The organism is Arthrobacter sp. TE26545 (genome assembly GCF_056279005.1).
On the sequence record NZ_JBWBQM010000001.1, the window covers coordinates 2891741 to 2909071 of the forward strand.

15 protein-coding genes and 1 tRNA gene are annotated in these 17331 nt (G+C 65.3%); 4 read left to right on the top strand and 12 right to left on the bottom strand.

What is annotated here, in order from left to right; genetic code table 11:
- Nucleotides 1-24 precede the first annotated feature (24 nt).
- The gene (gene rpoB / locus ACZ9CK_RS13095) at nucleotides 25-3546 is read right to left on the bottom strand and encodes a DNA-directed RNA polymerase subunit beta (RefSeq protein WP_426299118.1); all 3522 of its coding nucleotides are present in this window, start codon (nucleotides 3544-3546) and stop codon (nucleotides 25-27) included.
- 394 nt (nucleotides 3547-3940) lie between these two features.
- On the opposite strand from rpoB, the gene ACZ9CK_RS13100 reads away from it, so the two are divergent.
- Together ACZ9CK_RS13100 and ACZ9CK_RS13105 are read left to right on the top strand one after the other, a co-directional pair.
- Nucleotides 3941-5140, top strand: a complete 1200-nt coding sequence (locus tag ACZ9CK_RS13100; RefSeq protein ID WP_426299120.1) for an acetyl-CoA C-acetyltransferase — start codon at nucleotides 3941-3943, stop codon at nucleotides 5138-5140.
- Nucleotides 5141-5189: 49 nt separating this feature from the next.
- The gene (locus ACZ9CK_RS13105; RefSeq protein ID WP_426299122.1) at nucleotides 5190-5657 is read left to right on the top strand and encodes an aminoacyl-tRNA deacylase; all 468 of its coding nucleotides are present in this window, start codon (nucleotides 5190-5192) and stop codon (nucleotides 5655-5657) included.
- Nucleotides 5658-5727: 70 nt separating this feature from the next.
- On the opposite strand, the gene rplL is transcribed toward ACZ9CK_RS13105, so the two are convergent.
- The 9 genes from rplL to ACZ9CK_RS13150 form a co-directional block, all read right to left on the bottom strand.
- Complete coding sequence (gene rplL, locus ACZ9CK_RS13110) at nucleotides 5728-6105, bottom strand: 50S ribosomal protein L7/L12 (protein ID WP_120523157.1); 378 nt, start codon at nucleotides 6103-6105, stop codon at nucleotides 5728-5730.
- Nucleotides 6106-6182: 77 nt separating this feature from the next.
- Nucleotides 6183-6776, bottom strand: a complete 594-nt coding sequence (gene rplJ, locus ACZ9CK_RS13115) for a 50S ribosomal protein L10 (RefSeq protein ID WP_426299125.1) — start codon at nucleotides 6774-6776, stop codon at nucleotides 6183-6185.
- Between the two features lie 317 nt (nucleotides 6777-7093).
- Nucleotides 7094-8236 (bottom strand): GNAT family N-acetyltransferase, encoded by a 1143-nt coding sequence (locus ACZ9CK_RS13120; protein ID WP_426299127.1) that lies wholly within the window; start codon nucleotides 8234-8236, stop codon nucleotides 7094-7096.
- Nucleotides 8215-9303, bottom strand: coding sequence for a GNAT family N-acetyltransferase (locus tag ACZ9CK_RS13125; RefSeq protein WP_476050151.1), 1089 nt, complete (start codon nucleotides 9301-9303; stop codon nucleotides 8215-8217). The genes ACZ9CK_RS13120 and ACZ9CK_RS13125 overlap by 22 nt, the downstream gene beginning before the upstream one ends.
- A gap of 151 nt (nucleotides 9304-9454) precedes the next feature.
- Nucleotides 9455-10162, bottom strand: a complete 708-nt coding sequence (rplA, locus tag ACZ9CK_RS13130) for a 50S ribosomal protein L1 (protein ID WP_074587835.1) — start codon at nucleotides 10160-10162, stop codon at nucleotides 9455-9457.
- Nucleotides 10163-10293: 131 nt separating this feature from the next.
- Entirely contained in the window at nucleotides 10294-10725 is a 432-nt protein-coding gene (rplK, locus tag ACZ9CK_RS13135; protein ID WP_115790318.1) for a 50S ribosomal protein L11, read from the bottom strand.
- A gap of 130 nt (nucleotides 10726-10855) precedes the next feature.
- Nucleotides 10856-11617 (bottom strand): transcription termination/antitermination protein NusG, encoded by a 762-nt coding sequence (gene nusG, locus ACZ9CK_RS13140; protein WP_426299132.1) that lies wholly within the window; start codon nucleotides 11615-11617, stop codon nucleotides 10856-10858.
- Nucleotides 11618-11732: 115 nt separating this feature from the next.
- Entirely contained in the window at nucleotides 11733-12014 is a 282-nt protein-coding gene (gene secE, locus ACZ9CK_RS13145; RefSeq protein WP_426299134.1) for a preprotein translocase subunit SecE, read from the bottom strand.
- A 77-nt stretch (nucleotides 12015-12091) separates the two neighbouring features.
- A tRNA-Trp gene (locus ACZ9CK_RS13150) sits at nucleotides 12092-12164 on the bottom strand.
- A 256-nt stretch (nucleotides 12165-12420) separates the two neighbouring features.
- Here ACZ9CK_RS13150 and ACZ9CK_RS13155 point away from each other — a divergent pair.
- Nucleotides 12421-13650: a pyridoxal phosphate-dependent aminotransferase gene (locus ACZ9CK_RS13155; RefSeq protein WP_476050152.1), complete on the top strand. Its 1230-nt coding sequence runs from the start codon at nucleotides 12421-12423 to the stop codon at nucleotides 13648-13650.
- Nucleotides 13651-13734: 84 nt separating this feature from the next.
- Here the strand turns inward: ACZ9CK_RS13155 and ACZ9CK_RS13160 are convergent, their stop codons facing one another.
- Both ACZ9CK_RS13160 and ACZ9CK_RS13165 read right to left on the bottom strand, forming a co-directional pair.
- A complete protein-coding gene (locus tag ACZ9CK_RS13160; RefSeq protein WP_476050153.1) occupies nucleotides 13735-14418 on the bottom strand; it encodes a LuxR C-terminal-related transcriptional regulator in 684 nt (227 codons plus the stop codon).
- On the bottom strand, nucleotides 14415-15743 hold the full coding sequence (locus ACZ9CK_RS13165) for an ATP-binding protein (protein ID WP_476050154.1): 1329 nt from the start codon (nucleotides 15741-15743) through the stop codon (nucleotides 14415-14417). The genes ACZ9CK_RS13160 and ACZ9CK_RS13165 overlap by 4 nt, the downstream gene beginning before the upstream one ends.
- 126 nt (nucleotides 15744-15869) lie before the next feature.
- On the opposite strand from ACZ9CK_RS13165, the gene ACZ9CK_RS13170 reads away from it, so the two are divergent.
- Nucleotides 15870-17330 (top strand): PspC domain-containing protein, encoded by a 1461-nt coding sequence (locus ACZ9CK_RS13170; protein WP_476050155.1) that lies wholly within the window; start codon nucleotides 15870-15872, stop codon nucleotides 17328-17330.
- The last annotated feature ends 1 nt before the right edge of the window (nucleotide 17331 follow it).

Here is a 17331-nt window from a genome sequence, read left to right on the forward strand (position 1 = left end):
CGGGAGGCCGCCGTCGCCGGCTCACTAGACCTCTTCTACGGAGCTGGGCTCTGCACGAGACAGATCGATGCCCAGTTCTTCCGCAGCCGTAAAGACTGCGTCATCAGAGTCACGCATTTCGATCGTCGTGCCGTCGGTGGAAAGGACTTCCACGTTCAGGCACAGCGACTGCATTTCCTTGATCAAGACCTTGAAGGATTCCGGAACGCCAGGCTCGGGGATGTTCTCGCCCTTGACGATGGCTTCGTAGACCTTCACGCGGCCGTGGATGTCATCCGACTTGATCGTGAGCAGTTCCTGGAGCGTGTAGGCAGCGCCGTAGGCCTCAAGAGCCCACACTTCCATTTCACCGAAGCGCTGGCCACCGAACTGTGCCTTACCACCCAGCGGCTGCTGGGTGATCATGGAGTACGGGCCGGTGGAGCGGGCGTGGATCTTGTCGTCCACCAGGTGGTGGAGCTTCAGGATGTACATGTAGCCGACGGAGATCGGGTCCGGGAACGGCTCGCCGGAGCGGCCGTCGAACAGACGAGTCTTGCCGGAGGAGTCGATCAGGCGGTCGCCGTCGCGGGTGACGTTGGTCGAATCCAGCAGGCCGGTGATTTCCTCTTCGCGGGCACCATCGAACACCGGGGTGGCGAGGGTCTGGTTGGCAGAGGTCTCGCGCGGCAGGTTCGGCAGGTTCTTGACCCACTCCGGCTCGCCTTCGATCTTCCAACCGGTCTTCGCAACCCAGCCGAGGTGGGTTTCCAGGACCTGACCGACGTTCATGCGGCCCGGAACACCCAGCGGGTTCAGGACGATGTCCACCGGGGTGCCGTCGGCAAGGAACGGCATGTCCTCGACCGGCAGGATCTTGGAGATGACACCCTTGTTGCCGTGGCGGCCGGCGAGCTTGTCACCGTCGGTGATCTTGCGCTTGGCGGCGACGTAGACGCGGACCAGCTGGTTCACGCCCGGGGGCAGCTCGTCGTCCTGGTCGCGGTCGAAGACGCGGACGCCGATGACAGTACCGGACTCTCCGTGCGGCACCTTCAGGGAGGTGTCGCGGACTTCGCGGGACTTCTCGCCGAAGATGGCGCGCAGCAGGCGCTCTTCCGGGGTCAGTTCGGTTTCACCCTTCGGGGTCACCTTGCCGACCAGGATGTCGCCGGCCTCGACCTCGGCACCGATGTGGATGATGCCGCGTTCGTCCAGGCCCGCCAGGACTTCCTCGGACACGTTGGGGATGTCACGGGTGATTTCCTCGGCACCAAGCTTGGTGTCGCGGGCATCGATCTCGTGCTCCTCGATGTGGATGGAGGAAAGGACGTCCTCGGCGACGATGCGCTGGGACAGGATGATGGCGTCCTCGAAGTTGTGGCCTTCCCAGGACATGAATGCCACGAGGAGGTTCTTGCCGAGGGCGAGTTCACCCTGGTCCGTTGCCGGGCCGTCGGCGATGATGCCGCCGACTTCCAGGCGCTGGCCTTCGCTCACCAGGACACGGTGGTTGTAGCAGTTGCCCTGGTTGGAGCGGGCGAACTTGCTGATCCGGTAGCTGGACTCGGTGCCGTCGTCGTTGAGCATGGTGACGAGGTCTGCCGAAACTTCGCCGACCACACCTGCCTTCTTGGCGATGACGACGTCGCCGGCGTCAACGGCTGCGGCGCGCTCCATGCCGGTGCCCACGAACGGGGCCTCGGAACGGACCAGCGGCACGGCCTGGCGCTGCATGTTCGCACCCATGAGGGCGCGGTTGGCGTCGTCGTGCTCGAGGAACGGAATCAGGGCCGTAGCCACGGACACCATCTGGCGCGGGGAAACGTCCATGAACTGAACGTCGTCGGCGGGAACGAGCACGGGCTCTCCCCCACCACCACGTGCACGGACAAGCACGGTCTCTTCCGAGAACTTGTTGTTCGCGTCCAGGGGTGCGTTTGCCTGGGCAATCAGCACCTCGGCTTCGTCGTCGGCGGTGAGGTACTGGACCTCGTCGGAGACAACACCGTTGGAAACCAGACGGTACGGGGTCTCGATGAAGCCGAACGGGTTGATGCGGCCGTAGGACGCCAGCGAACCGATCAGACCGATGTTCGGGCCTTCAGGGGTTTCGATGGGGCACATACGTCCGTAGTGCGACGGGTGGACGTCACGGACTTCCATGCCGGCGCGGTCACGGGACAGACCACCCGGGCCAAGGGCCGAGAGGCGGCGCTTGTGGGTCAGGCCCGACAGCGGGTTGTTCTGGTCCATGAACTGGGACAGCTGGGAGGTTCCGAAGAACTCCTTGATCGCTGCCACAACCGGGCGGATGTTGATCAGGGTCTGCGGCGTGATGGCCTCGACGTCCTGCGTGGTCATGCGTTCGCGGACGACGCGCTCCATGCGGGACAGGCCGGTGCGGACCTGGTTCTCGATCAGTTCGCCGACGGCGCGGATGCGACGGTTGCCGAAGTGGTCGATGTCGTCGATCTCGACGCGGATCTCGTGGTCTTCGCCATCGCGCTTGCCCGTGATGGTCTTCTCGCCGGCGTGCAGCGCGACGAGGAACTTGATCATGGCGACGATGTCTTCGACATGCAGGACCGAAGCTTCCTTGTCGCCAAGGGAGCGGTCGATGCCAAGCTTGCGGTTGATCTTGTACCGGCCGACCTTGGCCAGGTCGTAGCGCTTGGGCTCGAAGTAGAGGTTGCGCAGCAGGGCCTCGGCAGCTTCGACGGTGGGCGGCTCGCCCGGGCGCAGCTTGCGGTAGATGTCCAGGAGCGCGTCTTCGCGGGTTTCGGTGGTGTCCTTCTCCAGCGTGGCGCGCATGGAGTCGTACTGGCCGAACTCTTCGAGGATCTGGCCGTCGGTCCAGCCGAGGGCCTTCAGCAGCACGGTGACGGACTGCTTGCGCTTGCGGTCGAGGCGGACGCCGACCTGGTCGCGCTTGTCGATTTCGAGCTCGAACCATGCACCGCGGGACGGGATGATGCGCGCGGTGAAGATGTCCTTGTCGCTGGTCTTGTCCGCGGCCCGCTCGAAGTAGGCGCCCGGGGAACGGACCAGCTGGGAGACGACGACACGCTCGGTGCCGTTGACGACGAAGGTGCCCTTCTCCGTCATGAGGGGGAAGTCGCCCATGAACACGGTCTGCTGCTTGATTTCGCCCGTGTTGTTGTTCATGAACTCGGCCTTGACGTACAGCGGCGCCGAGTAGGTGGCGTCGCGGTCCTTGCACTCGGCCATGGTGTACTTGGGGTCAGCGAACTCCGGCTCGGAGAAGCTCAGGGACATGGTGCCCTGGAAATCTTCGATCGGGGAGATCTCTTCGAAGATGTCGGCAAGTCCGGACGTAGTGGCGACGCTCAGGTCGCCTTCCTCGACGGCCTTCGCAACCCGCGCCTGCCAGCGTTCGTTTCCGACGAGCCAGTCAAAGCTGTCCGTCTGCAGGGCGAGGAGATTCGGAACATCAAGCGGTTCGTGAATCTTTGCGAATGAGAGCCGGCGGGTAGCACCGTCGGTGCTGTCGGCATTGATAGCGGTTCCTGCGTTATTTACATTAGAGGTGCTCGAGGCGACCAAGAGGGATCCTTCCACAGACCTTCAGGCGTTTTCAGATCTCCCCCGTTTGTATCCCGCGGGCACAATGTCCGCAGGGCACCAATCCGGTTCCGCTATATGACCCGGGCTCCCGCCGGCCGTGATTTGCCTGGTCAAAGGCACGTCAATGGCGCAGCTGAGAGGTAAAGCCCACCGCTATATGAAGGCTGAAGGTTAACAGGGAAGACGCAAATATCCACAATACGGCAAATCGCCCTACGTGTCTACCCCACTTCCCCGCCGATTGCAAGCAAGGTTGCCGCAGGCACCTACCACTGCCCCCGCGGAATGCCCCGCCTCCTCCCGGCGTTGACATTGTGAGGCACACCATGCGTTGTAGCCTTGGCTCACTGGTTTCCTGAACGGAAGAGAGAAAATGAGCAACGCAACGGACAACAATGACGTTGTCATCCTGGCCGCGGCACGCACCCCACAGGGGCGGCTGAACGGCCAGCTGGCAGGATTCACCGCCGTCGAGCTCGGCGCCCACGCGATTTCGGCGGCCATCGCGGCCAGCGGGGTTGCGGCGGGCCAGGTCGACGCCGTCATCATGGGGCAGGTCCTGCAGGCAGGCGCCGGCCAGAACCCCGCCCGGCAAAGCGCCATCGCGGCCGGAGTCGGCTGGAACATCCCCGCCGTCACGATCAACAAGGTCTGCCTCTCGGGACTCACGGCAGTGATCGACGCGGCCCGCCTGATCCGCAGCGGCGACGCCACCGTCGTCGTCGCCGGCGGCCAGGAATCCATGAGCCGGGCCCCGCACCTGCTGCCCGGCTCCCGCCAGGGCTGGACCTACGGGGCCATCCAGGCTCTGGACGTCGCCGCCCATGACGGCCTCACCGACGCCTTCGACGGCCAGTCGATGGGCCTGTCCACCGAGACCCGGAACGTCACCCTCGGCATCGACCGCAAGTCCCAGGACGAAGTGGCGGCCGCCTCGCACCGGCGCGCCGCCGTCGCGGTCAAGGAAGGCGTATTCGACGGCGAGATCGCCCCCATCAGCGTGAAGCAGCGCAAGGGCGAGCCGGTGGTGGTGACCGAGGATGAGGGCATCCGCCCGGACACGACGCTGGACACCCTGGCACCGCTCCGGCCTGCGTTTGCCAGCGACGGCACCATCACGGCGGGCAATTCCTCTCCCCTGTCCGACGGCGCCTCCGCACTCGTGCTTTGCAGCCGCGCCTTCGCGGAGGAGAAGGGGCTGGAGTACCTCGCGGTGGTCGGCAAGCCCGGCCAGGTGGCCGGTCCGGACAACTCGCTGCACTCCCAGCCGTCAAACGCCATCAAGCGGGCCCTGGCGAATGCAGGCTGGAAGGCTGAAGACCTGGACTTCATCGAGATCAACGAAGCGTTCGGCTCGGTTGCTGTCCAGTCCCTCAAGGAACTGTCCTACCCGCTGGAAAAGTGCAACATCCATGGCGGAGCGATCGCGCTGGGCCACCCGATCGGGGCCTCCGGCGCCCGGCTCGCCCTGCACGCGGCCCACGAGCTCAAGCGGCGCGGATCGGGCAAGGCGGCGGTATCGCTCTGCGGCGGCGGCGGGCAGGGCGAAGCGCTCCTGCTCTACCGCGACTGAAGCTGCCGGAATCCGTGCGGGCCAGGAGGGCCCGCGGAAGGAAGGAAACGTGAACGGTACGGAACGGTTCCTCGCCGATGCCCAGGCCCGCGGCTTGGATGTCCAGCTTGTGGAGCGCAAAGCCGCCCGCAGCCTGGAAGAGGCGGCCGGGATCCTGGGGATCACCCCGGCGGACATCGTGAAGTCCTTGGTGGTCAAACACCGGAACGGCAGCTTCCTGTTCGCCCTCATTCCCGGGGACCGGCAGATTTCCTGGCCGAAGCTGCGGGCCTTGTTGGGAGTCAACAAGCTCTCCCTGCCGCAAGCCGACGTCGCCCTGGAAGCCACCGGTTACGAGCGCGGGACCATCACGCCCTTGGGCAGCACCACAGCGTGGCCCGTCTACGCGGACGCCAGCATTGCCGGCCGGCGGATCTCGATGGGCGCCGGGGCCCACGGCTACAGCGCCTTCGTGGATGCCGATGCGCTGACGGCGGCCTTGGATGCGGTGGTGGCGGACATCAGCGACCCCGCCTGACCCCGCGTTGGCTTTAAGAGCAGGAAGCCCCGCCCGGCGAACCGGACGGGGCTTCCCAGAGCAAGACGAGTTACTTGAGGGTAACGGTTGCGCCTGCTTCTTCGAGCTGAGCCTTGGCCTTCTCGGCAGCTTCCTTGTTGGCGCCTTCGAGAACTGCCTTCGGAGCACCGTCGACCAGGTCCTTGGCTTCCTTGAGGCCGAGGGAGGTGATGGCGCGAACTTCCTTGATCACTGCGATCTTCTTGTCGCCAGCGGATTCGAGGATGACGTCGAATTCGGTCTTCTCTTCGGCCTCTTCAGCAGCAGCGCCACCGGCGGGGCCGGCGACTGCAACAGCAGCAGCGGTAACTTCGAAGGTCTCTTCGAAGAGCTTGACGAACTCGGAGAGCTCGATGATGGTCAGTTCCTTGAAAGCTTCAATGAGCTCTTCGTTGCTGAGCTTCGCCATGGTTGGCGTCCTTCCTTTAGGTGGTGCCTGTGCGGGCCGTGCCCGCTACCGCACCGGAGTTTGATTGGGGGGAGAACTTAGTTCTCTTCGCTTGCAGCTTCGGCTTCGGCCGGAGCGGCAGCTTCTTCTGCAGCCGGTGCTTCGTCAGCGGCCGGAGCTTCTTCAGCGGCCGGTGCCGGAGCGCCGCCCTCTTCTTCAAGCTTGATACGCAGGGCGTCGATGATGCGTGCAGCAGCGGCAGCAGGAGCCTTGAGGACACCGGCAACCTTGGCGAGCTGCAGCTCACGGGACTCGAGAGCTGCCAGGGCGGCAACTTCGCTTGCGTTCAGGGCCTTGCCCTCGAAGTAGCCGGTCTTGATGACCAGCTGCTTGTTGGCCTTGGCAAAGTCCGTCAGGCTCTTGGCGGCGGCAACCGCGTCACCCTTGATGAACGCAATTGCGGTGGGGCCGGCAAGCTGGCCGTCGAATGCTTCGACACCGGCTTCCTTGGCTGCAATGGCGGTCAGGGTGTTCTTGACGACCGAGAACTTGGTGTCCTGGCCGAGAGAAACACGCAGCTGCTTGAGCTGTGCAACAGAGAGCCCGCGGTATTCGGTCAGGACAGCGGCGGTCGATTCCTTGAAATCGTTCGTGATCTCAGCTACTGCGGAGATCTTGTTGGGCGTTGCCATAACCCTCCTTCCGGGGAATAGTGCCGGTCTTCCGGGTCCCCGCTCAAGAAGAGCTGCAACGAAAAACGCCCCGCGCAGATGCACGGGGCTTGGCTCGACGCGGTCCATGACCACGGAGACTTGCTTCGTTCACCTGCGCCGGCCGCCCTTTGTCAGGGTCCTTCGTCCGGGAATCCGCGGATCCTTCCGGGCGCAGCTGCATTGTTGAGCTTTGCCTTGGAAAGTGGATTCCCATCAACCGACGGTCTTTGGTAGTTCAAGGTTACGGGACGGAACAGCGCAACTCCAAATCGGGGCAATCGCGCACCGAAACCTGCTCACTCCGAGGACGTGGTACCGGCCCGGGCGGGAAGTTCCTTCTGCCAGAGGCCGGTGACGCCCGCCGTCGTGAATCCGAGCTGCTTGTTGACGGTCAGCAGGTAGCGGTTCTCCGGAGCGTTCCATGTGTAGATCACGCGGGCGTCGGGGAATTGTTCGCTGAGTCGCTGCATGTTGGCCACCTTGATGAGCAGGCCGAGCTTGTTCCCCCGGTGTTCCTGCAGCACGGTGGTGTCGTCCTGGAACACAACGTCCTGGCGCTGGGCGAGCACCCCGATGGTGGTCAGCCCGACGATGCGGCCGCTGGCGACGTGCTCGACGGCGGTGACAACAGTCCGGCGGCCCTGGGCGATGGCGGCGTCTTCCGCCTCGCGCAACATACCGCCGTCGAACACGAGCTGCTCTTCCGCTGCTCCTGCCGCGTCGTCGTCGACCGTTTCACCCGCGGCGTTTTCCAGGGCGGCGACGGCGTCCAGCCACTCGTCGGGGCAACGGTCCGTCCAGTGGTGGATGCGGTAGCGGCCGCCGTTGGCGGCGTCCGCCTCCGCCTCGAGTTCGGACACGAGCTTCGAATCAAGCGGAAGCGCGCAGGAGCTGAACTGCTCGATGTGCTGGAGGGTGTAGCCGGCCCGCTGGGCAAAGTCCACCTCCCGGCTGGCCAGGGGGACGGAGCCCAGGCCGCTGCCTGGAACCAGCTGCCCTCCCGCATCGCCTTGCAGGGACGCCGCCGGATGGTTGGTATCCACCATGGCCATGGTGCGGCCTTCGGCCCGGGCAAGCTGCTCGGCTGCTTCGAGGAGCCGGCGGCCTGCCCCGCGCCGCTGGAATTCGGGGAGAATGTCGAGGGTGAATTCGGCAAGGTCGAGGTTGTCGGCGAGGGGCAGCGCGATGTCCACGGTGCCGATGATGCGCCCGTCGATCCGAGCAACCAGGATGACCTGGCGCTCATAGGGGTCCCCCAGTTCGAGGAGCTTTTCCAGCGGGGTGTAGGCGAGGTCGTCGCTGCCCCACAGCTGCATGCGGACCTTCCTGCTCACTTCAACGGCTTCGAGGAAGTCCTTGGCATCGGCCGCTTCCAGCGAATCGGGAATCCACAGCTGTCCGATCTCCACGTTGTCCGTCATCCAGTCCTCTTCTGCCATTCGCCGTATGCACCCGAGGGTGCGAAGCCAAGTGCCACGTTGATTGCCAACATGTAGCGGTTTTCTTCCGCGTTCATGGTGGTCACCCGTTCAACGCGGGGATATTCCCGTTTCAAGCGTCGCAGATTGGCGATCTTCAACCTCATGCCGAGCCGGTGGCCACGGTGCCCTGCTGCCACAAGCGTATCGTCCTGCTCACCCAGCCACGGCTTAAGCGGGTCCACATAAAGTGCCGTGTAACCACCGAGCACCCCGCTGGCCCGGTGGCGGGCGGCGACAACCAGGCAGTCCTGGCCTTCCTCCGCGGTCTCCTTCTCCAAGGTGCGCACCCGCGTCCGGTCCCAGGCCTCGGCTTCATAATCCAGGCCGCCCACGGGGGCGTCGGTGCTCATCCGGCCCATGAGGATTGCGAACTCGTCCACCAGTTCCTCGGGACAGCTGTTCGTCCAGCTGAGTAGCTCGTAGTCAGAGGATGCTGTTTCCGCCGCCGCCATCAGTCCTGACCAGTCGGGGGCGCCGTCCAGCTGCAAGGTGCTGTAACGGGTGGCCTGGGCGAGCGAGTACCCATGCCGGAGCGCGAATGCGGTACCGGGGGCGTTCCTGGGTACCGTTCCCGTGCCCACCGGGGACAGCAGGACGTCGGCGCCGTATTCCGGGCGTTCGGGGTCGCCGGAGCTCGCCATCAGGGTGCTCCTGCCTTCGTCCCGGGCCACGGCCTCGAGGTGCCGGAGGAGCATGCTGCCAAAGCCCCTGCGGCGGTATGGGCCTGCGATGTCAACGCGCAGCCAGGCGCTGCCGAGGTTGTCCTTCAGCGAGAGTTCCACGAATCCCCTGCCAACGATCTTCCCGTCGGCGCGGAGGTAGAAATTGCGGAGCTTGCGGTAGTCGTTGTCAGCCCAGCCGGCGAGCCGCGCGGGCAACGATGCCGCCAGATCCAGGTTGCCCCAGTGTTCCATCAGGATCCCGTCCAGGGCCTCGCAGTATTCGCGGAACTCCGTGGCCTCCGCAGAGTCCAGGCTCGGCGGCAGGTGGAGTTCGTGGATGGCGGCTTCCGCGGCTTCGACCATGGTTCCAAGCGTAGCCCGCGAGGGGTCCCAGGCCGAGCTTGCGAGGGCGGGGAGCGGGTTAGGCGCTAGCCCTCCGGAAGTCCCTGGCCGAGGCTACGAAAAAGCCGCCCGGCAAATGCCGGGCGGCTTTTTGAAGCGGAACTGGTGAAGCTTAGGCTTCGGTCAGGACCTTGGTGACGTTCGGGTCGACGGAGATGCCCGGGCCGAACGTGGTGGTGACGGTGGCCTTCTGGATGTAGCGGCCCTTGGAAGCGGACGGCTTCAGGCGGAGGACCTCTTCGAGGGCTGCGGCGTAGTTCTCGGCCAGCTTGATGGCGTCGAAGGATGCCTTGCCGATGATGAAGTGCAGGTTCGAGTGCTTGTCGACGCGGAAGTCGATCTTGCCGCCCTTGATGTCGTTGACAGCCTTGGCGACGTCCGGGGTAACCGTGCCGGTCTTCGGGTTCGGCATGAGGTTACGCGGGCCGAGGACCTTACCGAGGCGGCCAACCTTGCCCATGAGGTCAGGGGTGGCAACGGCTGCGTCGAAGTCGGTCCAGCCGCCTGCGATCTTTTCGATCAGGTCGTCGGAACCCACGAAGTCGGCGCCGGCAGCGATTGCTGCTTCAGCCTTGTCGCCGGTCGCGAAAACCAGGACACGGGCGGTCTTGCCGGTGCCGTGGGGAAGGTTGACCGTGCCGCGAACCATCTGGTCGGCCTTGCGGGGGTCAACGCCGAGGCGGAAAGCGACCTCAACCGTTGCGTCGAACTTGGACGGGTTGATTTCCTTTGCCAGGCTGATTGCCTCGAACGGGGCGTAGACCTTGCCAGCCTCGATCTTGGCTACGGCTGCCTCATATGCTTTGCTGCGCTTTGCCATGCTGCTTGTTTCTCCTTGTGCAGTTGTGGTCTGCGGACCGCGCGGGGCCCTGCCACGGTTGGGAGTCCGGCGTGGACTACCAACATTTCAATGATTTCAAGTGCCGGTTTCCCGGCGGTTGAAGGCTTTGCTTAGCCTTCGACGGTGATGCCCATGGAGCGGGCGGTGCCGGCGATGATCTTGGCAGCGGCCGCGATGTCGTTGGCGTTGAGGTCTTCCATCTTGGTGGAAGCGATTTCCTCGACCTGTGCCTGGGTAAGCTTGGCGACCTTCACGGTGTGCGGGGTCGACGAGCCCTTGGCAACGCCTGCAGCCTTCTTGATGAGTTCTGCAGCCGGCGGGGTCTTGGTGACGAAGGTGAAGGAGCGGTCTTCGTAGACCGTGATTTCAACCGGGATGACGTTTCCGCGCTGGGCTTCCGTTGCGGCGTTGTACGCCTTGCAGAATTCCATGATGTTGACACCGTGCTGGCCAAGCGCAGGACCGATCGGCGGGGCCGGGTTGGCGGCACCTGCCTGGATCTGCAGCTTGATGAGGCCGGTGACCTTCTTCTTGGGAGCCAATGTAGGGTCCTTCTCTAAATAGCGTCCTGGGACACAGGAGCGTGCCTCAGGTTGTTGGCCGCCATGGCGAGGCGGCCGGCCGCCCCGCAACCGCTAAGCAGGCGGAAGCAGGGCGAAATCTTTGGGTCTGTCAGATCTTGGTGACCTGGTTGAACGCGAGGGTCACGGGGGTTTCACGCTCGAAGATGGAAACCAGCACCACAAGGGTCTGGGATTCCGGCTTGATCTCGGAAATCGTGGCCGGGAGGGTCTCGAACGGACCTTCCTTGACGATGACCGATTCGCCGACCTCGAAGTCCACGGCAACCGGAGCAGCGCTCTGCTTGACCGGCTTGCCCTTTTCGGCCTGCTCTTCTTCGAAGACCGGGGCGAGCATCGAGAAGACCTCGTCGAGGCGCAGCGGCACGGGGTTGTGGGCGTTGCCCACGAATCCGGTGACACCCGGGGTGTGGCGGACGGCGCCCCAGGAAGCATCCGTCAGGTCCATGCGGACCAGGACGTAACCGGGAATGCGGACGCGGTTGATGACCTTGCGCTGGGCGTTCTTGATCTCAACGACTTCTTCCATGGGGACCTGGATTTCGAAGATGTAATCTTCCATGTCCAGGGTCTGGATGCGGGTCTCAAGGTTCGCTTTCACGCGGTTTTCGTAACCGGCGTAGGAGTGGATGACATACCAGTCACCCTCCTGGCGGCGCAGCTTGGCCTTGAATTCCTCGGCCGGATCGGCCGGTGCGGCTGCAGCCGCGGTGGCGAGGGCGTCGTCGCCGGCTTCTTCTCCGGCGGTTTCAGGCGCAGCAGACTCAGCCTCGGACGTATCCACGGCCTCCGCCGCGGCGTCCGTGCTTCCATCCAGCTCAGTCTCGTTTACCTCGAGCTCCTGCTCAGACACTTGGTCTCCTGCTTCCTCATTGCCTAACATGCCTATTTAAATGGCTCAATTCCACAAACCCTGCAAAATCCCTTGAATTTCCGGGGATTTCCGCACGGCTTGCGGAGTGATCCGTTTAGCGGTCCGTGGCGCCTGACCCGCCGAACACCCAGCTGACTCCGGTACCGAAGGCCAGGTCCAGCAGGGTGACGATGAGCATCATGACGGCCACGAAAACCAGCACCACAAGGGTGTAGTTGATCAGTTCCTTGCGGGTCGGAGCGACCACCTTCTTGAGTTCGCCGATTACCTGGCGGACGAAGAGGGTGATTCGAGCGAAGAAGCCGGCCTCGGCCTTCCTGGCAGGTCGGCCCTTCGAGCTGCTTGCAGCTGTTTCGGTCACCCGGTCCTCACTCATCCATGCAAAGTTGTTGACCCGGTTCTGATCAGAACCGTTGCCGCGTCTGCCCCGGACTGAAACCGGAACAGCCTGCGCAGGGCAGACAGGACTCGAACCTGCAACCTGCGGTTTTGGAGACCGCTGCGCTACCAATTGCGCCACTACCCTATGGAACGAATCCATGTTTTGGCCCCTCGCCAGAGGCGCGGACCATTGTGATGTTTTTCAACACCGGTGAACCAGTCTACGCAAGAACTTCGCGATAGTCGAACCGGGACAGTTCCGGTGTGTCCGGGCATCCTGGCTCCCCCGCCGCTGCCGTCACTTTCGCAAACAGGCCCGCAGGGCGTCCGCAGAACAGCATAGAGTAGAACTCGTCGTTTCCCATCATCCAGCTCACGCTGCCAGCGAAGAACGGTCCCACATGCCTGCCGGAACAGCTCCCGCCCGCGTTTCACAGAGAATTTCCGCCATTGCCGAATCCGCCACCCTTGCCGTTGATGCCAAGGCGAAGGCGCTCAAGGCCGCCGGCCGTCCCGTTATCGGTTTCGGCGCCGGGGAACCGGATTTCCCCACCCCGGACTACATCGTCAAGGCCGCCATCGAAGCCGCCGGTGATCCCAAGAACCACCGGTACTCCCCCGCGGCCGGGCTCCCGGAACTCAAGAAGGCCGTTGCGGAGAAGACCCTCCGCGATTCGGGCTACAAGGTCGATCCGTCCCAGGTCCTGGTGACCAACGGCGGCAAGCAGGCCGTCTACAACGCCTTCGCCACCCTGCTCGACCCGGGCGACGAGGTCATCATCCCGACCCCCTTCTGGACCACCTACCCGGAGGCCATCCGTCTTGCCGGCGGTGTGCCGGTGGAGGTCTTCGCCGGCCCCGAGCAGGGCTACCTGGTGACCGTGGACCAGCTCGAAGCCGCCCTCACGGAGCGGACGAAGATCCTCCTGTTCGTCTCCCCGTCCAACCCCACCGGCGCCGTCTACAGCCCGGAGCAGGTCGCCGAAATCGGCAAATGGGCCGCTGCCAAGGGCCTGTGGGTGGTCACGGATGAGATCTACGAACACCTGACCTACGACGGTGTGCCCTTCACGTCGATCGCTACCGCCGCCCCGGAACTCGGCGACAAGGTCGTCATCCTCAACGGCGTCGCCAAGACCTACGCCATGACCGGATGGCGTGTCGGCTGGATGATCGGCCCGGCCGACGTCATCAAGGCCGCCACCAACCTGCAGTCGCACGCGACCTCCAACGTTTCGAACATCATGCAGATCGCGGCCCTTGCCGCGGTCTCCGGCCCGCTGACCGCCGTCGACGAAATGAAGATCGCCTTCGACCGCCGCCGCAAGGCAATCGTGGCGGGACTGAATGCCATTGAGGGCGTTGACTGCCCGACGCCGGCCGGTGCGTTCTACGTCTACGCCGACGTCCGCGCCCTGCTCGGCAAGGAATTCCCGACGGCGAACGGTCCGGTCCGCCCGTCGACTTCCGCCGAGCTGGCCTCGCTGATCCTGGACGAGGTTGAGGTCGCGATCGTTCCGGGCGAGGCCTTCGGCCCCTCCGGATACGTACGCCTGTCCTACGCGTTGGGCGACGAGGACCTCGCCGAAGGCGTGCGCCGCCTGCAGGATTTCCTCGGCAAAGCCAAGTAAGAGCACATGAAGAACGCCCCCTCCGCTGAGGGGGCGTTCTTCATGTCTGGGTGCCATCCCGCACGGCGCCCGGGCAGGATCGGCTCAGAGCAAGCGGCGTTCGGCCGCCCATTTGGTCAGTTCGTGCCGGCTGGAAAGCTGGAGCTTGCGCAGTACCGCCGAGACGTGGGTTTCCACCGTCTTGATGGAAATGAACAGTTCCTTGGCGACTTCCTTGTAGCTGTAGCCGCGGGCGATGAGCCGCATGACCTCGAGTTCGCGGGCGGACAGGCGGTCCAGTTCGTCGTCGGCGATCTCCGCCGGTGAGGTACCGAAGGCGTCCAGCACGAAACCGGCCAGCCGCGGCGAAAACACGGCGTCCCCGTCGGCAACCCGGATGACGGCGTCGGAAATCTCGGCCCCGGAAATGGTCTTGGTGACGTATCCGCGGGCGCCCGCACGGATCACGGCCACCACGTCCTCCGCGGCATCAGAGACGCTAAGGGCCAGGAAGCTGGTGCTGCCGAGCAGTTGCACCGACTTGCTGATCACTTCCCGCCCGCCACCGCCCAGGCCGCCCGGCAGGTGGACATCCAACAGGACGACTTCGGGGCGTTGTTCGGCGATGACCCGGATGGCGTCGTCGACGGAGCCGGCCTCGCCGACGACGTCGATCCGGGAATCCAGGTCCGCCTTCAGTCCCGAACGGAAAATGGCGTGATCATCGACCACCACCACGCGGACGCTGCGCCGGGTTCCTGCATCACGCGCGGTTCCTGCATCATTCATGGTCTTCCCTCTCCGTTGCGTTCGTCCTGGCCGGCCGCCGCCGCCGGAAGGCTGAGGCGCACCTCGGTCCCGGAGGGTCCGCTGCTGATGACCGCCGTGCCGCCGTGCCTTTTCATGCGCCCCACGATCGATTCACGAACGCCCAGGCGGTCCTTCGGCACGGCCTCCGGGTCGAATCCGGGACCGCGGTCCTTAACGAAGATTTCGCTTCCCGTGTCCGAACTCTCCAAATAAACGGATACCGCTCCGCCACCGTGCCGGGCCGCGTTGAGCATCGCCTCGCGGGCTGCCTGGACCAGTGCCTCGTGCCGTTCACTCATGGCGGTGTCCCCTACGCTGACGACGTCGACCACTTGCCCGTGGGTGTCTTCCACCTCAGCGGCAACAGCCTTGATCCGGTCGGCGAGGTGCCCGGAGTCGGCGGCCTGGTCCCGGTACAGCCAGCCGCGCAGTTCACGCTCCTGGGCGCGGGCCAGCCGGACGACGTCCTGTTCCGAGCCGGCCCGGCGTTGGATCAGGGCCAGGGTCTGCAGCACGGAGTCGTGCAGGTGGGCAGCGATTTCCGCCCGTTCGGTTTCCCTGACCCTGCCCGCCCGTTCGGTTTCCAGGTCCTTCCAGAACTTCAGGCCCCAGGGCAGCAACACAAGGGCCACGCCGCCGAGCACGGCCACCGAAGCCAGCAAGGCCAGCCAAGTCTGTTCCCATGAGCCCGACCCGGACACCATGACCAGCACGCCGGCCACCACCAAGGCCAGTCCCGCGCCGAGGCGGACCCAGCCGCCGGCCTGGTCCGCCTTGGTCTTGTCGACCAACCCTGCCCGGCGGGTCTCGTCCAGTTGCATCCAGGCGATGGCGGCACCGCCAAGGATGGCGGCTGCCGGAATCAACGTGCCCAGGGGCAGGTCCACCCCCAGTTGCCGTGCGACAAGGATCCCGGCCACGAAAAGCAGCCCCGCACCGAGCAACAGTTCCTTGCCGTACTGGAATCGCCCGCCGGTGAACCAAGGGGCCGGGCGCCGGGCCGACGGCGGCCCTCCAGCGCGAGCGAACCCGTTCGCCGCAGGAGACGGCGAGCTCACCGCCGGCGCAATGGGTGACGCCGGCGGTCGGGCGGCGCGACGGGCTCCTTCGTCCGCGGTGGGCACCAGGACCCAGAGCCAGGCGTAGAACACGAACCCGGCGCCGCCGGCGAGTGTTGCCAAAGCCATGCCGATCCGCAGGTACTTCACCGGCCAACCCAGGTGTGCGGCGAGGCCACTGCAGACGCCGGCAATCATGCGGTCGCCGCTGCGGAACAGAGGCGGGCGTTGGGCAGGGCTTGTCATGCCTCCATCCAAACACGGATCAGGGGGCCGGGAGCCCCGGAACCGGGGTATCCCAGGGGTCCCTCAGGGACGGTTCAGGGTATCCCCCAGTAGAGGCCACCCCCGGCCGGACGGCAGGATCGAGGTATGAACCAGAACAGCACACCCGGGACCCCCGGGCAGGGTGACGGGACCGGCCACAGCGGCGAACCCGGTGCCCGGCCCACACAGAACTTCTTCGACTGGATCCGCAGCCAGGGCATATCCCGCGGGCGGGACCGGTGGATCGGCGGCGTTGCCAGCGGCGTCGCCCACCGCTTCGGCATCGACCCGCTGATTGTCCGCGGCATCTTCGTCGTGCTCGCGATCTTCGCCGGCGTCGGCGTCCTGCTCTACGGCGTGGCCTGGGCCCTGCTGCCGGAGCCGGACGGGCGCATCCACGCACAGGAGGCCGGTGCCGGCCGCTGGACCGCGGGCATGACAGGGGCCGTGATCACCACGGTCATCGGCCTTCCCGGCCTCGGCCGGGGCGTCTGGGGCTGGGGCTGGAACGGCTTGCCCGGCCTCTTCTGGACCCTCTTCTGGGTGGGCGCGATTGCCTGCCTGGTCTACTTCCTGGTCCAACGGAACCGAAACCGGAACGGAGGAAACACCGTGGGCAATCAGTACTACGCGGGTGCTGCACCGGCGGCACCGACCGGCGGAACCTTCGCAGGGACGCCGGACATGCACGACGGCGGGCAGGACTTCGGCGACCGGCAGGCCTTCGCCGCCCCGGCAAGCGGAGGCCCCGCCCCCGCGACCGGGAGCCTTCCGCTCCCGGGCGAGGCACCGCCGTCGGGCATTCCGGCGTCGGGCATTCCGGCGTCGGGCATTCCGGCGTCGGGCATTCCGGGTTCGGGCATTCCCGCAGGGCCCGGTTTCCCCGGTGCCCCGACCGCGCCGCATTGGCAGGGCGGGCCGCCGCGCGGACCGCGCCGGCAGGGACCCGGAGCAGCGATTGTCGCGGTTTCCGCGGGTGCGGCGCTCCTGGTGGGAGGCACCATCAAACTGCTCGACGCCGGCGGCACCATCCAGCTGGGCGACGCCGCCAACGCGGTGGTCTGGGCGAGCGGCGCGGCCGTGCTCGGGCTGGGCATCCTGGTCGCCGGGCTCCGGGGCCGGACCTCCGGGTTCCTCGGTTTCCTTGCAGTGGTGGCGCTGGTGATCGGCGGGATCTTCAACCTGATCCCGCGCGGTGACCACTTCGCACTGCAGAACACCGAATGGACGCCGCTCACCATCGCGGACGCCCACAAGGGCTACGACATCACCGGCGCCAACGGGACGGTAGACCTCACGAAACTGGAACTGGACGAGCCCCTGGAATCCGGGCTGACAGTGCCGCTCAATATCACCGCGAGCAACATCAGGGTACTCATTCCCGAAACCGTGCCCGTGGAGATCAAAGCGGACATGACCTTCGGAAACCTCAAGGGAGCCGGCAGCATCAGCGGGGACGGCCAGTCTGACGGGCATCAGGTGTTCAACACCGGCAAACCCGGGGCCACCCTGGTCATCGAGGTGGACGGCACGTTCAGCAACGTCACCATCCAGGAAGGGAACTGAC

Coding starts and splice junctions, on each gene's coding strand:
- ACZ9CK_RS13100 (WP_426299120.1), top strand. CDS start 3,941: ATGAGCAACGCAACGGACAACAATGACGTTGTCATCCTGGCCGCGGCA.
- rplL (WP_120523157.1), bottom strand. CDS start 6,105: ATGGCGAAGCTCAGCAACGAAGAGCTCATTGAAGCTTTCAAGGAACTG.
- rplJ (WP_426299125.1), bottom strand. CDS start 6,776: ATGGCAACGCCCAACAAGATCTCCGCAGTAGCTGAGATCACGAACGAT.
- ACZ9CK_RS13120 (WP_426299127.1), bottom strand. CDS start 8,236: ATGGCAGAAGAGGACTGGATGACGGACAACGTGGAGATCGGACAGCTG.
- ACZ9CK_RS13125 (WP_476050151.1), bottom strand. CDS start 9,303: ATGGTCGAAGCCGCGGAAGCCGCCATCCACGAACTCCACCTGCCGCCG.
- rplA (WP_074587835.1), bottom strand. CDS start 10,162: ATGGCAAAGCGCAGCAAAGCATATGAGGCAGCCGTAGCCAAGATCGAG.
- secE (WP_426299134.1), bottom strand. CDS start 12,014: ATGAGTGAGGACCGGGTGACCGAAACAGCTGCAAGCAGCTCGAAGGGC.
- ACZ9CK_RS13155 (WP_476050152.1), top strand. CDS start 12,421: ATGCCTGCCGGAACAGCTCCCGCCCGCGTTTCACAGAGAATTTCCGCC.
- ACZ9CK_RS13160 (WP_476050153.1), bottom strand. CDS start 14,418: ATGAATGATGCAGGAACCGCGCGTGATGCAGGAACCCGGCGCAGCGTC.
- ACZ9CK_RS13165 (WP_476050154.1), bottom strand. CDS start 15,743: ATGACAAGCCCTGCCCAACGCCCGCCTCTGTTCCGCAGCGGCGACCGC.
- ACZ9CK_RS13170 (WP_476050155.1), top strand. CDS start 15,870: ATGAACCAGAACAGCACACCCGGGACCCCCGGGCAGGGTGACGGGACC.